Consider the following 13,406-nt stretch of genomic DNA (forward strand, 5'->3'; position numbering starts at 1 on the left):
GGACTTGATATGACCGACTTACCGTTCGACCCTATTCAGCTGATGCGGGAGCATCCGGAAAAAATGCGTGTCCCTGGAGGGCTGCTGACCAAGCAAGGTTCGCAAGACTATGTCGGTAGCGTGCCCGCGATCACCGGCACGTTATTTTTCAATGACGCTCACCTGCCTGAAGTGCGTGAGGCCATCTGTTCATGTTTTGACGAATATGAGGCCCTCGCCAAGGAGCACATGACCTGGCTGTGGCGCGAGGAGCCGCCAGAGGGGCCAGACAAATTCGCTTATGCCAAGGCGCCGTCCATGCGCACAATGGTGAAGCGCATGAAAGAGAACGATCTGATGGCGTTCTGTTACACCAGCGGAAAACAAGCTCATGACGCTGGTGACTGGGAGTTTTATATTTCTGGGCTTCGTGGCTGGGAAGCGAAGATGGGTAGTTGGGGCGCATCCGTTTTGCGCTTCAGTGTTCCATTACTGTACGTCGAAGAGAACCCAATCGCTTTTCAAGCGATGTTCGTAAGTTTTGCCAGACGCTTGAAGGCTATCCATGGCTACGGTGGTCATGGGCTCGTATTGTCTGCAGTACGCGTGAGCGACAACCAGCCTTTCGAAGCAATGCTTGCGGATAAGTTAAATGGCTTGGATGTAGGGCGACCACTTGGTGCATCCGATGCAGCCAACAAGGGTATTAAAACCGTCTCATGGCTGACGGCCTTGAACCATGAACTGGTAGAAAAAGTAGGCGGGATAGGTGAGATTCAGGCCGAACTGCCGATGGACTGGTTTGCGCTCTATGACTACGGCTTAGGGCTGGTCATCCAATCCGGGCCGATACCTGAAGCTGCGCCGACCGACCAGCCAAAGCCTGCCCGTCTAGTGCTGCCGAACCGACTATTAAAGAGCATTCGTGCACCAAAGGTCCGTCTGCACAATGCTTCCAAGAATGGCGAGCCACGCATCATCGGCTGGGCAGCCGAGCAATGGCTCAAACGCTTCGATATCGAAGAGGATGAGCTGATGGCTTATAAAGCCAGACTGTTAGATGAGCCCAGGCTGACCAAGGCCACTACGTTGCCGGATCGCTTGTGATGTCACTTGCACCTTATTACTTGGTGCACGACGGCAAGGGCTCGATATGATTGATCTTCTGTCCGACCCGATTCAGTTGATGCGCGAGCATCCCGAAAAGATGCGTGTCCCTGGAGGGTTGCTGACCAAACAAGGGCCGCAAGATTACATCGGCAGCGTGCCTGCGATCACCGGTACGTTGTTCTTCAATGATGCTCACCTGCCTGAAGTACGCGAGGCCATCTGTTCATGCTTCGACGAATATGAGGCCCTCGCCAAGGAACATCTAAGTTGGCTGTGGCGCGAAGAGCCACCTGAGGGACCGAATAAGATAGCCAAGGCCAAGGCCAAACCTATGCGCGATATGGTGAAGCGCATGACTGAAAACGATCTTTTCAGTTTTGGTTATACCAGCGGCGAGCAACCACACGACGCTGGCGATTGGGAGTTTCAAGTCTATGGACTGCGTGGCTGGAAAGCTAGGATGGGAACTTGGGGGCTATGCTCTCTACGTTTCAGTATGCCGATGCTCCACGTCGAAAATAACCCAACTTCTTTTCAGGCTATGTTTGTGAGCTTCGCCGCAAGATTAAAAGCTGTTCACGGCTACGGCGGACTTGGGCTTGTTCTCTCTCTAGTGCGTAGCGACAACAACGAGCCCTTTGAGGCGTATCTCTCGGAGCGATTAAATGGACTCGATGTTGGAGGACCAATTGATATTTGCCGAGCGGCCGCAAGCGGTATAAAGACCGTATCCTGGCTTACTGCGCTCAACTACAAAATGATTGAAAAAGTGGGCGGGGTAGATGAAATACAAGCCGAGCTACCTATAGACTGGTTCGCGCTTTATGACTATGGCTCGGGATTGGTCATTCAGGCTGGGCCAAAACCTCAAGCAGCGCCCATTGATCAGCCGAAGCCTGCTCGATTGGTTCTCCCAAACATGATGTTTAAAAATGTCAGGATGCCGCAGATAGGTAGTTTGCATCGTAACTCCAGTGTTGGCGAACCGCGCATCACCGGCTGGTCTGCCGAGCAATGGCTCAAACGCTTCGATATCGAAGAGGATGAGCTGATGGCTTACAAAGCCAGACTACTTGATGAGCCGAAGTTGACTAAAGCCACCACTTTGCCGGATCGCTTGTGATGTCACCTGCTCATTATCTCTTGGTGCAGGACGGCAAGGACTCGATATGATTGATCTTCTGTCCGATCCGGTTCAGTTGATGCGCGAACATCCCGAGAAGATGCGTGTCCCAGGAGGGTTGTTGACCAAACAAGGGCCGCAAGATTACATCGGCAGTGTGCCTGCGATCACCGGTACGTTGTTCTTCAATGACGCTCATCTGCCTGAAGTGCGCGAGGCTATCTGTTTATGCTTCGACGAATATGAAGCCCTCGCCAAGGAACACCTGACCTGGTTGTGGCGTGAGGAGCCACCAGAGGGGCCGGACAAGTTTGCCTACTCCAAAGCTCCGGCAATGCGGACCATGATGAAACGCATGCATGAGGACGACTTGGTCAGCTTTACCTACATCAGCGGTAAGCAGGCTCATGACGCCGGTGACTGGGAGTTCAAGGTTTTCGGCATGCGCGGCTGGGAGGCGAAAATGATCGTGCGCGGCACTTCAGCTATGCGCTTCAGCATGCCGTTGCTTTACGTCGAAGAACATCCGGCTGCTTTTCAAGCGATGTTCGTGAGTTTTGCACAGCGCTTGAAGGCTATTCATGGCTATGGCGGTCATGGCCTGGTGCTGTCTGCCGTGCGCATGAGTGACAATCAGCCTTACGAGGCTTTTCTGGCCGAAAAGCTACACGGGCTTGATGTGGGTCATCCTGTTGCCGGGTCTACTCATGCCCACAAAGGCATCAAAACCGTCTCATGGCTGACGGCCTTGAACCATGAGCTGGTAGAAAAAATAGGTGGGATAGGTGAAATTCAGGCCGAACTGCCGATGGACTGGTTTGCGGTCTATGACTACGGCTCAGGGCTGGTGATCCAGTCCGGGCCTACACCTGAAGCCGCGCCGACCGATCAACCAAAGCCCGCACGATTGGTATTGCCGAACAGATTATTCAAAGAAATTCGTTCCCCAAAGTTCAGCCTGCACTACGCCTCCAGGGACGGCGAACCACGCATCGTCGGCTGGGCAGCCGAGCAATGGCTCAAACGCTTCGATATCGAAGAGGATGAGCTGATGGCTTACAAAGCCAGATTGCTTGATGAGCCAAGGCTGACCAAAGCCACCACGTTGCCTAATCGTATGTGACATTTTGCGCAACGGGTAAGCGAGCGATTACCCGGCAACAGCCCCCGCTTTGCCAGCCTCCACCACAAAACCCTTGAGCGTCGACACGCTCGCCGCAGGATCCAGCACATCCGACACCACTTGAAAGCGGGTCTGCATGTGCTGCTCGCTCAGGTCCACTGCCACATAACCGCGTTGACGGCTGTCGAAGAACTTCACGTGTGGGTTGAGGCCAAGAATGCTGTTGAAGGCTTCGAACGGTGGCCCGCTGGAGGTTACCGAAGTGCCGACGAATTCGGTGGCGACGATGGCTGAATCCGGATTGCCCGCGTCGGCGTGCAGGTCGGTGGTCCAGAACGAATGGATATCGCCACCCCAGAACACCGGGTTGCGAGTCTGGTGGCGTTGCAGGGAGGCCAGCACGCGCTCGCGGGTGGTCATGTAGCCGTCCCAGCCGTCGGTCCAGTGGCCCTGCGCCTGTGTCTTGAGATCGCGCTGTTCCAGTGGCGCGACCAGCAAATCCTGGGCAATGACATTCCACTGTCCGGGAGACTCGGCGAAGCTGCGGTCCAGCCAGGCTTCCTGTTCCCAACCGAGCATGGTGCGTTTCGGGTCACGCAGATCCGGGCAGTCGCTGGGCGCGACATGACCTCGACGGCTGCCGTTGGCCTGGATGCAGGGTTGCTCGGAACGGTACTGTCGACCGTCCAGCACGTGAAAACGTGCCAGACGCCCATAGTCGAGGTTGCGGTAAATACGCATTTCCTGTCCTTTGGGCAGGCTGCTGGCGCGCAACGGCATATGTTCGTAAAAGGCCTGATAAGCGGCGGTCCTGCGGCGCAGGAAACTGTCCACCGGCACGTTGGGGTCCTGTGACCACTGGGCGGCGTAGTCATTTTGCACTTCGTGGTCGTCCCAGGTGGCGACGCTCGGCGCACAGGCATGCAGCGCTTGCAGGTCGGGATCGGTCTTGTACTGCGCGTATCGATTGCGATAGCCCGCCAGGTCCATGGGGTCAGGTGTAGCGTGGTGACGCGGGAACCGAGGGTTTTCCGCGGACACGTTCATCTCATAGATGTAGTCGCCAAGGAAGAACACCAGGTCCGGGCGCTCCGCCGCCAGGTGTCGATAGGCGCTGAAGTACCCGGCCTCCCAGTGCGAGCACGACACGAAGCCGAACCGCGCCGAGACCATGGCGCTGGCCAGCGGTGCCGTGCAGGCCTGCCCGACAGCGCTTTGCGCCCCCAGGCTCTCGAACTGATACCAATAAGGACGCCCAGGCTGCAAGCCGCTCACTTCGACATGCACCGAATGGGCAAGGCGCGGGTGGGCGGTGGCCTGTCCTGTGCGGACTACGTGAACCATGGCCGCATCGCTGGCGATCTTCCAGCGCACCTCAGCGGGTTTGCTCAGCCCGCCATCGCCCGAGGGCGTCATCACCTTGGGCGCCAGACGTGTCCATATCACGAAGCCGTCCGGCAACGGATCCCCAGATGCCACGCCGAGCGTGAATGGATAATCGACCCCCGCGCTGCGCGCAAACGGGCTGAGGATCGACAGCAATGTTGCACCGGCCACTCCGGTGATGATGCGTCGACGGTCGGGGTTGAAATCTGTCATGACGTGGCCTCTGACGATGCGTATTCCGAGCGCAACAGGCTGAACAGCAGCATGTTTTTGAACACACCGTTTTTCAGAAATGCCTCTCTGGTGCAGCCCTCATACGATAACCCGCACTTCTCCAGGACCCTGGCGCTGGCCGGGTTGTCGCTGAAGCACTGGCCGGCGATGCGGTTGAGGTTCATGTCCGTGAAGCCATGCCTCAGCAAGCCTTTAGCCGCTTCGCAGGCATAACCCTGATTTTGGTATCGCGTTCCTGTCCAGTAACCCAGATGGCCGCTGCTATGCGATATCGAAAGGCGCAGCGAGACGATCCCGGTCAACTCTCCGGTTGCCTGGATGTGAACCCCGAGGCTCACCGTCTGACCGGCGGCGTATTGGTCGTGGGTCTGTGCGATGAATACCTGCGCATGCTCAAGGGTGTAGGGGCTGGGCAGTGCCGCGGTCGTGGCCGCAATGGTCGGCTCGTCGGCCAGGCGTGACAAGGTAAGCGCCTGTTCAGGCTGCAACGCGGCGAGCAGCAGACGCGAGGTTCTGATAATGGGCAGCGGGTGGCTCATCCGTATTTTCCGTCGGGTTGAATGCTCAAACGCTGGCGCGTTGTTATGGCATTTCCGTGACGGCCTGAAGAATCATTTAAGTGCCATGAGATGTACAGGTAACCGCCATGTAACGGTCATGTATCGGTCTTGTAAAACCAGCCGATCGGTCATGTTCGGTTGCTAGATTCTCGGCCTCTAACAAGAAAGCGAGAGGCTGGCATGAGAACGTGGGACGAACCTAAAAAGCGCAAGGCGCACATCGAACTGATCCCCATGATCGACGTGATGATGTTCCTGCTGGTTTTTTTCGTATTGGTAAGCCTGAACGTGATTCCGGCGTTGGGTATGAAAACCCAGTTGCCGAGTGCCAGCAGTTCACAGCAGCTCAAGCCGCAGAACAAATCGATCCTGACGCTGGGGCTCAACGGCGAATTACAGCTCGACGGCAAGGCGACCACGGTCGATGCCCTGGTGCCTGCCTTGAAGGCGCTGGAAAAACCCGACAGCAAAACCACGATCATCGTTAACAGTGACAAAGGCGTGGAAGTCGCCCGTCTGGTCGAGATCATGGACACCCTGCGTCTGGGTGGTTTCACGTCGGTCTCCATCGCCACGCGCAAATCCTGACCATGTATTTCCTGTTTCGTGTACGTCAGTGGCTGGGAGGCTTGCCCGCGCTGGTGGCGCTTATCGCAATCGTGATCGGTGTGCAGACGCGTCCGCTGAAAATGGAGCCGGTCTACGACGAGTCGGCCGTGGAGCTGGCGCTGATCGAGCCCGAGCAGCCCGCGCCCGAGCCCGTCGTGCAGCCCGAGGCGCCTGCGGTACAACCTGACGAGCCGCCACCTCCGCCGCCTGTAGTCGAAAGCGAAGAAGCCGAGCCGGCGCCACCACCACCGCCGCCCAAGCCCGCTCCCAAGCCAAAACCCAAGCCGGAGATCAAGCCAGAACCACGGCCTAAACCCTTGCCCAAACCGGCAGTGGCAAAACCCGCCGAGCCGGTTCAGGCACCCAGCAAGCCGATCGCCAGCGCCCCGGTTGCGCCGCCGTCACCGCCTGCGCCACCCGCAACGCCGAAGGTCGACACCCAGGGTATGGAAGGTGGCTACCTCAAAGGGCTGCGCAGCGAACTGGACGGTTACAAACAATACCCGACCGGCCGTCAGGCCTCACTGGAGCGCCCGAGTGGCGAGGTTGTGGTGTGGTTATTGGTCGACCGCCAGGGGCGAGTGCTGGACTCCGGCATTCAGACCCAGGCCTCCAGCATGCTGCTCAACCGCGCAGCCGCCAACAGCCTGCGACGCATCAAGCAGGTCAAGCCATTTCCCGAGCAAGCCTTTGGTGGACGCAACGAACAGCGCTTCACCGCCACCTTCAACTACAGCGTGCAATAGCACTGACAAGGAACAAAGTGATGAAGTTTTCCAGAATTCACCTTGCGTTGGTCGCCGCGGGCATGAGTCACGGCATGGTTATGGCCGACACGAGTGCCAGTGATGTCGGCACCATTGGCGTGCAAGGCAGGGCGACGGTTGGCGGTGGCTATATGGTGCAGGAGGAGAGCATCAAGGCGCGTTCCACTGTCACCAAAGAAGCGCTCGATAAGCAGACGGCAACCGGGAATGCGATCGACAAGCTCAAGTACACACCGGGCCTGAACATCTCCAGCGAAGACGCCACCGGTCTTTCCGGTTTCAAGTTCACCATGCGCGGGCTCAACTCCGATCAGGTCGGCATGTCGGTAGACGGGATGCCGATCAACGACTCCGGCAACTACGCGCTGTACTCCAACCTGCTGGGGGACCCGGAAAACATCGATCAGATTTTCGTGACGCAAGGCTCTGCCGAAAGTGACGGCCCGCATATCGGTTCCAGCGGTGGCAACATCGGTATCGTCACCATCCGGCCCACCAAGGAAACCGGCGCATTCGTCAAGCAGGTGGCGGGCAGCAACGGCACTTACAAGACCTTCGCGCGACTCAACACCGGAGAAATCAACGGGCTGAGCAACTGGCTGTCGATGTCTCACACCGAAGGTCAGAAATGGCGCGGCGATGGCGCGGTGCGTGCCGACAAGGTGGAGTGGAACAGCTTCTTCGACATGGGCTCGGGCAATACCGCCAACCTGATCCTCAAGTACCACGAACAGGACAACAACAGTTACAGCCAGCTCACCAAGAGTCAGTTCCAGCAGAACGGGCGCAAGTTTGACCCTTATCCTTCGACGCCAGCGCTGGGCAGCAACGGTAAATTGTCCAGCTACTACGAGCTGGCGCAGAACCCGTTCCAGACGTTCACCGGCGTGCTCAATACCCAATTCAAACTGGCCGACAACCTGTCTCTTTCCGTCATCCCCTATTATTTCTGGGGTAACGGCAGCGGCGTGAACAGTTCTTCCTATGCGCTCAACCGCGGCTCGAATCAGAACGGCGTATTCGACCTGAGCAACCTGCCGACGGCGGCGGCTTATAACGCAGACGGGTCATCGACCACTGGCGTGTATTACCGTCCTTCGCGCACCCAGACCTGGCGTCCGGGGATCACCACCAAGTTGAACTGGGACGTCAACGACGAACACAGCGTACAGGTCGGCTACTGGTATGAACGCGCGCGTCAGTCGCAGACTCAGCCCTTCATCCGCCTGAAGAGCAATGGTAAGCCTGAAAGCATCCAGCCGGATTCGGACTACATGGTCGATGCCAACGGCAATGAGATCCAGGGCCGTGACCGCTATACCGTGACGCCTGCACAAAAAGTCTGGGCTCAGGACACCTGGTATTTCGCCCCGGACTGGACGCTGGTCGGCGGCCTGGCCTTCATGAACGTCGAACGCGAAGGCACCAACCACGGCAGCCTGACCGAGCGGCCGGAAAAACGGGACCAGACCTACAACAAGCTGTTGCCGAACGTCGGCCTCAAATACCAGCTGGATGAGCGCGACCAGTTGTTCTACAGCCTGTCACGCAACATGCGCGTGCCGCAGAACTACGTTCTGTATGACCCGGGCACCGGCTCCATCGACAGCAAGCCGGAAACCAGCTGGAACCACGAACTGGGCTGGCGCTACACCGAACAGGACATGACGCTGGCGGCCACGCTGTTCTACCTGCAGTTCAAAGACCGTCAGGTGTCATCAAAAGACGTCAATGGCGACTTTGCCGACATCAACGCCGGTGCAGTCGACAACAGCGGTCTGGAACTGGAATGGAGTGGCCTGCTGCCGCACCATTTCAATTACTACACCTCGTACACCTATACCCGCGCCAAACAGAAAGATGACCTGACCGTCTTCAATAACGGCGCCGCCATCGAGTTGCCCACCAGTGGCAAGCAATTTACCAACGTGCCGAAGAACATGCTGGCCGCCAACATCGGCTACGACGACGGCAGTTATTACGGGACCTTTGGCGCCAAGCTCACCAGCAAGCTGTATGGCGACCTGACCAACGACGAAAGCATTCCGGGGCGCACCATCTTCAATCTGGGCGCAGGGATCTACCTGCCGGTGGACAAGAAAATCGTCAAGGACGCCACCTTGCGTCTGAACGTCGACAACCTGTTCGACAAGGAATACCTGGACGGCGTGTACACCACCAAAACCAACGCGGGCACTTACAGCGGTTTCCGCGATGGCGACCCGGCCTACATCGTCGGGGTCGAGCGTACGGTCACCGTTTCTCTTGAAGCCAATTTCTAATCTTCATTGACCAGAGGTCCCTGCCATGGACATGAATCAGCTCCACGACATCACGTTCTATGTGATGTACGCCGCCATCGCGATAGCGATCTTTGTCGCGATCGAACGAGGCATCTACTTCGCCTACGTGCGTCGCCAGTCGCGGGCGCTGCAAACGGCACTCGGTGCTTCGGTACACAGTGAAAAGGATCTGCCGGAGACGCTGACACGGCGGACCAGCCTGCCACTGGAAATGGTCCTGCCGGTGCTTGCGCAAAAAAATGCGCAGGGCTCGCGCAGGGATCTGGATGACGTCATCGAAACCCAGTACCTGAGCACTCGCGCACCGCTGGCCCGCAGCCTCTGGCTGATCGAAACCATCACCACCGCTGCGCCACTGTTGGGCTTGTTGGGGACGATTCTGGGCATCATCGATACCTTCAAGGCCCTGGCCAGTGCCGGGGTGTCCGACCCCGGGCAGATTTCCGCCGGTATCGGTACAGCGCTGTTCGCGACCGGGCTGGGTATTGCCATCGCCTTGTTCTGCGTGGTCTTTCACAACTACTTTCAGGACAGCCTGGAACGCATCAATGACCAACTCAAGATCCTGCTGATCCGCGCTTCCAGCGGAGCACGTGTGCATGACGAGGCCGAGCATCCGGTTGCGTCGGCCCAACCGAAATACCGGACGGCCTGATCCACTGAACGGCGCGTGCTCTGGCATGCGCCATCTTGTCTGTGTCTGGCGATGAGGCTCGCAATGCCCTTTTACCCTTCGTATCGTCGATTGTCCCTGAGCTCCCGCGCCGTGATCGCAGCGTTACTGCTGGGCAGTTCGTGCGCGCAAGCAGACTTCGCCATCCCGGGTTTCGAACTGGTACACACCGTGCCGGTCGGGTCTGACCTGCAGACGCCTGACCTGCGAGCGCCCGGCGAGGTCTGGCGCGAGCTGTTTGACGGGGCTCGCCAGCGTATCGACATCGAACAGTTCTATGTCGCCGACCACGCAGGCTCGGTCATGGACAAGGTGCTTGAAAGCCTGACGGCAGCCGGGCAGCGCAGAGTGAAAATCCGTTTTCTGCTGGAAGAAAAAGGCCTGAAACTTTCCGACCCGCAGACCCTTGAGCGACTGCGCGCCATCCCCAACCTCACCTTGCGCGTACTGCCCTACGCAAAGCTCACGGGCAGCGGCATCATTCACGCCAAATTCCTGGTCGTGGATGGACGACAGGCGTTCATCGGCAGTCAGAACTTCGATTGGCGCTCGCTGGAGCATATCCATGAAACCGGCCTGCGCATTGACGAGCCGACCGTCGTACGCCAGACGCAGGCCATATTCGATCAGGACTGGCTTGCCCAGGCCGCCATTACCGAGGGCAAACCGGTTCCTGTACCGCGCCCCGTCGATAGCACTTTGCCCAACGGCAATTACCTGATCGCCAGTCCGCAGCGCTATAACCCGCCGGGGGTCGTCGACTCCCAGACCGAACTGCCCCGGTTGCTGGCGCAAGCCAAAAGCGAGGTTCGTGTCCAGTTGCTGGACTACGCGCCCCTGTCCTACGGGCCCGACAAAACCCGGCCTTACTATGCGGTCATCGATAATGCCCTGCGCAGCGCAGCCGCCCGCGGCGTGTCGATCAAACTCATGGTGTCCGACTGGAACACCGGTATGCCCGAAGTCGCCTACCTCAAGAGTCTGGCCCTGGTGCCCAACGTGCAGGTGCGCATCGTCACATTGCCGATGGCGGCTCAGGGTTTTATCCCCTATGCACGCGTGATCCACAGCAAGACCATGGATATTGATGATCAGGTTGCCTGGGTAGGCACCAGCAACTGGCTGGGCGGCTACCTCGACAACTCGCGCAATCTGGAAGTGGTGATGCACGACGGCTCGATGGCCAAACGCATCGGCCAACTGCACGAGCAGCTTTGGGATGGGCCGTACGCCAAGCCCATCGACATCAATCGCGACTACCCGGAACCGCATCCGGGTAAGCCGAATGCACCTGACCACTAGGCCCCTCTGCCCGCTTCAGCCACAATGACGCCTTTCACCCACCAGCCTGCTGCGGGCTGTAAACGGATTGGTGCTACTGATGATGCTCTCTTTCAAGCCATGGTTGCGGGGCCTGGCGCTGGTTTTGCCACTGGCTGCGTTACTGACCGCGTGTGACAAGTCCGACAAATCTGACAAGCCGGTGACGCCGTCTGCGCCGCCGCACACCACGTATAGCCAGGCTGGCTGGGACGCGCTGCCTGCGGTGTCCGACGCGGATTTGCAGGCCGGTTTTGCCTCTTGGCGCAGTGCGTGTGTGCGTTTGAAATCTGATGCGGTGTGGGGGCCAACGTGTGCGGCGGCTGCGAGTCTTGCGGCTGCGCCTGATGCTGCGCAGATCCGCACCTTTTTGCAGGAGCAGCTGCAGGTCTACAGCCTGCGCGCCGACGGGGGCAGTGCCGATGGTTTGATCACCGGCTACTACGAGCCTGTTTATCCGGGCAGCCTGACGCAGACCGCCACGGCCAATGTGCCGGTGTATGGCATTCCGGACGATCTGATCGTGGTCAATCTGGACAGCATTTACCCCGAGCTCAAAGGCAAGCGTCTGCGCGGTCGGCTTGAGGGGCGTGTGCTCAAGCCTTACGACGACGCTGCGACGATCAGCGCGCAAGGCTTGAACGCGCCGGTGATTGCCTGGCTGACCGACCCGATGGATCTGCAGTTCCTGCAGATTCAGGGCTCCGGTCGCGTGAGTCTGGAGGATGGCTCGCAGCTGCGTCTGGGCTATGCCGATCAGAACGGTCGTCCGTATCGCGCGATTGGTCGCTGGCTGGTAGAGCAGGGGCAGTTGAAGAAGGAAGACGTGACCATGGGCAGCATCGCGGCCTGGGCCAAGGCGCATCCGGAGCGGATCAGCGAGCTGCTGGCGAGCAATCCCAGCTACGTGTTTTTTGCCCGTAACCCCGACAGCAACGAAGGCCCGCGCGGCTCGCTGAATGTGCCGCTGACCCCCGGCTACAGCGTGGCCATCGATCGCAAGGTGATTCCGCTGGGCAGTCTGCTCTGGCTCTCCACCACGCGGCCGGATGGCAGCAGCGTGGTGCGTCCGGTCGCTGCCCAGGACACGGGCGGTGCGATTGCCGGTGAAGTACGCGCCGACCTGTTCTGGGGGACCGGCGACGAGGCGGGCAAGCTGGCTGGCGACATGAAGCAGAAAGGTAATATCTGGCTGTTATGGCCCAAGGGCATGCCGTTGCCTCAGTCCGCAGAAACAGTTCCTGCAACAACCTCGGCTGCCGCTAGTCACTGAAATCCCTTCACCTCGATAGCTACCTTCCTGCTCGATGTATAGGTAGCTATCTTCTTCATGCCCTCGTTTTCCTTCCAAATACGCCTGAGATAGCGAAATGCAATGGGGCGAGAGTGCTGCCAACAGCGCCGCCAGAGCCATCGGTTTGCAGGTGAAAAAAGCCGGCATTCAGGCCACTTCACAGCGTCAATTCCAGATTTAGACGTTACCCATTGCCGAGTGCCCCGGCGGACTCGACTGGTTGCCGTCGTCATTACAACCTGCGCCGTAAAGCGTGGCCGCCACGCAGATCACCGAGCTTGCCAATGAATCGACGGAGACAGCAAGCTGCCCAACGTCGCGCTGATCGGCACGTCGTTCTCGCGCAATTCGGGTTTTGTCGGGTTTCTACAGCGCGCACTCGGCGCCCCGATTGGCAACGTTGCCAAGGACTGCGGCGAGCTCTTGGCAACGTTGCCAACCTTTACTTTGACAACCCGGCCTTCCGCCAGACGCCGCCCAAACTGCTCATATGGGAAATTCCCGAGCGGGATCTGCAGACCATTTATGGGAGGATCGACAAGTTAGATGTAACTGTAAAATAAACCTCGGGCATACCCTGTTCGAGACAGGGTTACGATTATCAAGTCTCAGATGGAATAACGCCCGGCTGAAGCCGGGCGTTCTTTAGATAGTGTAACTTTTATTCAAAAGAATATTTTTTTCAGCGATGAAAGCGGGCTCCTTCCAGTTGGGTCCTTTAGACGTGCGACCATTTGCATCTAAAGCCAGAATGCCCTCACGGAAAAGTCGGGTGTAAGTTCCCCAAAGCTCACCGGACTGAAGTGCCTCAAATTTATAAGTGGTGTACAGTCTGTCTATCCGTGGTTGGGACGTAGTTAGAGCCAGGACTGCCAATACATCTGCCACGGTTTCGTTAATGATAATGTCTCTGATGTGGGTCATT

12 protein-coding genes and 1 pseudogene are annotated in these 13,406 nt (G+C 58.3%); 10 read left to right on the forward strand and 3 right to left on the reverse strand.

Translation table 11 applies throughout. The features are described 5' to 3' along the window. The first annotated feature begins 9 nt into the window (after positions 1 to 9). Genes V476_RS16105 through V476_RS16115 form a run of 3 tightly spaced genes read left to right on the forward strand, consistent with a single transcriptional unit; the run spans position 10 to position 3,335 of the window. Positions 10 to 1,086 (forward strand): type VI immunity family protein, encoded by a 1,077-nt coding sequence (locus tag V476_RS16105; protein WP_024959435.1) that lies wholly within the window; start codon positions 10 to 12, stop codon positions 1,084 to 1,086. Between the two features lie 46 nt (positions 1,087 to 1,132). Continuing rightward, positions 1,133 to 2,212, forward strand: coding sequence for a type VI immunity family protein (locus V476_RS16110; RefSeq protein WP_024959436.1), 1,080 nt, complete (start codon positions 1,133 to 1,135; stop codon positions 2,210 to 2,212). 46 nt (positions 2,213 to 2,258) lie between these two features. Continuing rightward, entirely contained in the window at positions 2,259 to 3,335 is a 1,077-nt protein-coding gene (locus V476_RS16115; protein WP_024959437.1) for a type VI immunity family protein, read from the forward strand. 27 nt (positions 3,336 to 3,362) lie between these two features. Here the strand turns inward: V476_RS16115 and V476_RS16120 are convergent, their stop codons facing one another. Together V476_RS16120 and V476_RS16125 are read right to left on the reverse strand one after the other, a co-directional pair. Next, positions 3,363 to 4,934, reverse strand: coding sequence for an alkaline phosphatase D family protein (locus V476_RS16120; RefSeq protein WP_024959438.1), 1,572 nt, complete (start codon positions 4,932 to 4,934; stop codon positions 3,363 to 3,365). Further along, complete coding sequence (locus V476_RS16125; RefSeq protein WP_024959439.1) at positions 4,931 to 5,494, reverse strand: GNAT family N-acetyltransferase; 564 nt, start codon at positions 5,492 to 5,494, stop codon at positions 4,931 to 4,933. Before V476_RS16125 ends, V476_RS16120 begins: the two co-directional genes overlap by 4 nt. 201 nt (positions 5,495 to 5,695) lie before the next feature. Between V476_RS16125 and V476_RS16130 the strand changes: the two genes are divergently transcribed. The 7 genes and pseudogenes from V476_RS16130 to V476_RS27380 form a co-directional block, all read left to right on the forward strand. Continuing rightward, positions 5,696 to 6,103: an ExbD/TolR family protein gene (locus V476_RS16130; protein WP_003345964.1), complete on the forward strand. Its 408-nt coding sequence runs from the start codon at positions 5,696 to 5,698 to the stop codon at positions 6,101 to 6,103. 2 nt (positions 6,104 to 6,105) lie between these two features. Further along, on the forward strand, positions 6,106 to 6,870 hold the full coding sequence (locus tag V476_RS16135) for an energy transducer TonB family protein (protein ID WP_024959440.1): 765 nt from the start codon (positions 6,106 to 6,108) through the stop codon (positions 6,868 to 6,870). Positions 6,871 to 6,890: 20 nt separating this feature from the next. Next, on the forward strand, positions 6,891 to 9,173 hold the full coding sequence (locus V476_RS16140; RefSeq protein ID WP_024959441.1) for a TonB-dependent receptor: 2,283 nt from the start codon (positions 6,891 to 6,893) through the stop codon (positions 9,171 to 9,173). A gap of 25 nt (positions 9,174 to 9,198) precedes the next feature. Then, the gene (locus tag V476_RS16145) at positions 9,199 to 9,849 is read left to right on the forward strand and encodes a MotA/TolQ/ExbB proton channel family protein (RefSeq protein WP_024649231.1); all 651 of its coding nucleotides are present in this window, start codon (positions 9,199 to 9,201) and stop codon (positions 9,847 to 9,849) included. Positions 9,850 to 9,912: 63 nt separating this feature from the next. Further along, positions 9,913 to 11,169, forward strand: a complete 1,257-nt coding sequence (locus tag V476_RS16150; protein ID WP_024959442.1) for a phospholipase D-like domain-containing protein — start codon at positions 9,913 to 9,915, stop codon at positions 11,167 to 11,169. 79 nt (positions 11,170 to 11,248) lie between these two features. Continuing rightward, positions 11,249 to 12,460: a murein transglycosylase A gene (gene mltA / locus V476_RS16155; protein WP_032628881.1), complete on the forward strand. Its 1,212-nt coding sequence runs from the start codon at positions 11,249 to 11,251 to the stop codon at positions 12,458 to 12,460. A 91-nt stretch (positions 12,461 to 12,551) separates the two neighbouring features. Continuing rightward, positions 12,552 to 13,044 (forward strand): annotated as a pseudogene (locus V476_RS27380) (alginate O-acetyltransferase AlgX-related protein); the annotation flags it as partial. Positions 13,045 to 13,126: 82 nt separating this feature from the next. Here V476_RS27380 and V476_RS16160 read toward each other — a convergent pair. Next, complete coding sequence (locus tag V476_RS16160) at positions 13,127 to 13,405, reverse strand: hypothetical protein (protein WP_024665474.1); 279 nt, start codon at positions 13,403 to 13,405, stop codon at positions 13,127 to 13,129. Position 13,406 lies beyond the last annotated feature (1 nt).

The organism is Pseudomonas syringae KCTC 12500 (genome assembly GCF_000507185.2).
GTDB classification, from domain to species: domain Bacteria; phylum Pseudomonadota; class Gammaproteobacteria; order Pseudomonadales; family Pseudomonadaceae; genus Aquipseudomonas; species Aquipseudomonas syringae.

Bases quoted from the DNA above. Each gene is read 5' to 3' on its own strand.
- V476_RS16110 (WP_024959436.1), top strand. From the start codon at position 1,133: ATGATTGATCTTCTGTCCGACCCGATTCAGTTGATGCGCGAGCATCCC.
- V476_RS16120 (WP_024959438.1), bottom strand. From the start codon at position 4,934: ATGACAGATTTCAACCCCGACCGTCGACGCATCATCACCGGAGTGGCC.
- V476_RS16145 (WP_024649231.1), top strand. From the start codon at position 9,199: ATGGACATGAATCAGCTCCACGACATCACGTTCTATGTGATGTACGCC.
- V476_RS16135 (WP_024959440.1), top strand. From the start codon at position 6,106: ATGTATTTCCTGTTTCGTGTACGTCAGTGGCTGGGAGGCTTGCCCGCG.
- V476_RS16140 (WP_024959441.1), top strand. From the start codon at position 6,891: ATGAAGTTTTCCAGAATTCACCTTGCGTTGGTCGCCGCGGGCATGAGT.
- V476_RS16125 (WP_024959439.1), bottom strand. From the start codon at position 5,494: ATGAGCCACCCGCTGCCCATTATCAGAACCTCGCGTCTGCTGCTCGCC.
- V476_RS16160 (WP_024665474.1), bottom strand. From the start codon at position 13,405: ATGACCCACATCAGAGACATTATCATTAACGAAACCGTGGCAGATGTA.
- V476_RS16105 (WP_024959435.1), top strand. From the start codon at position 10: ATGACCGACTTACCGTTCGACCCTATTCAGCTGATGCGGGAGCATCCG.
- V476_RS16150 (WP_024959442.1), top strand. From the start codon at position 9,913: ATGCCCTTTTACCCTTCGTATCGTCGATTGTCCCTGAGCTCCCGCGCC.
- V476_RS16130 (WP_003345964.1), top strand. From the start codon at position 5,696: ATGAGAACGTGGGACGAACCTAAAAAGCGCAAGGCGCACATCGAACTG.
- mltA (WP_032628881.1), top strand. From the start codon at position 11,249: ATGATGCTCTCTTTCAAGCCATGGTTGCGGGGCCTGGCGCTGGTTTTG.
- V476_RS16115 (WP_024959437.1), top strand. From the start codon at position 2,259: ATGATTGATCTTCTGTCCGATCCGGTTCAGTTGATGCGCGAACATCCC.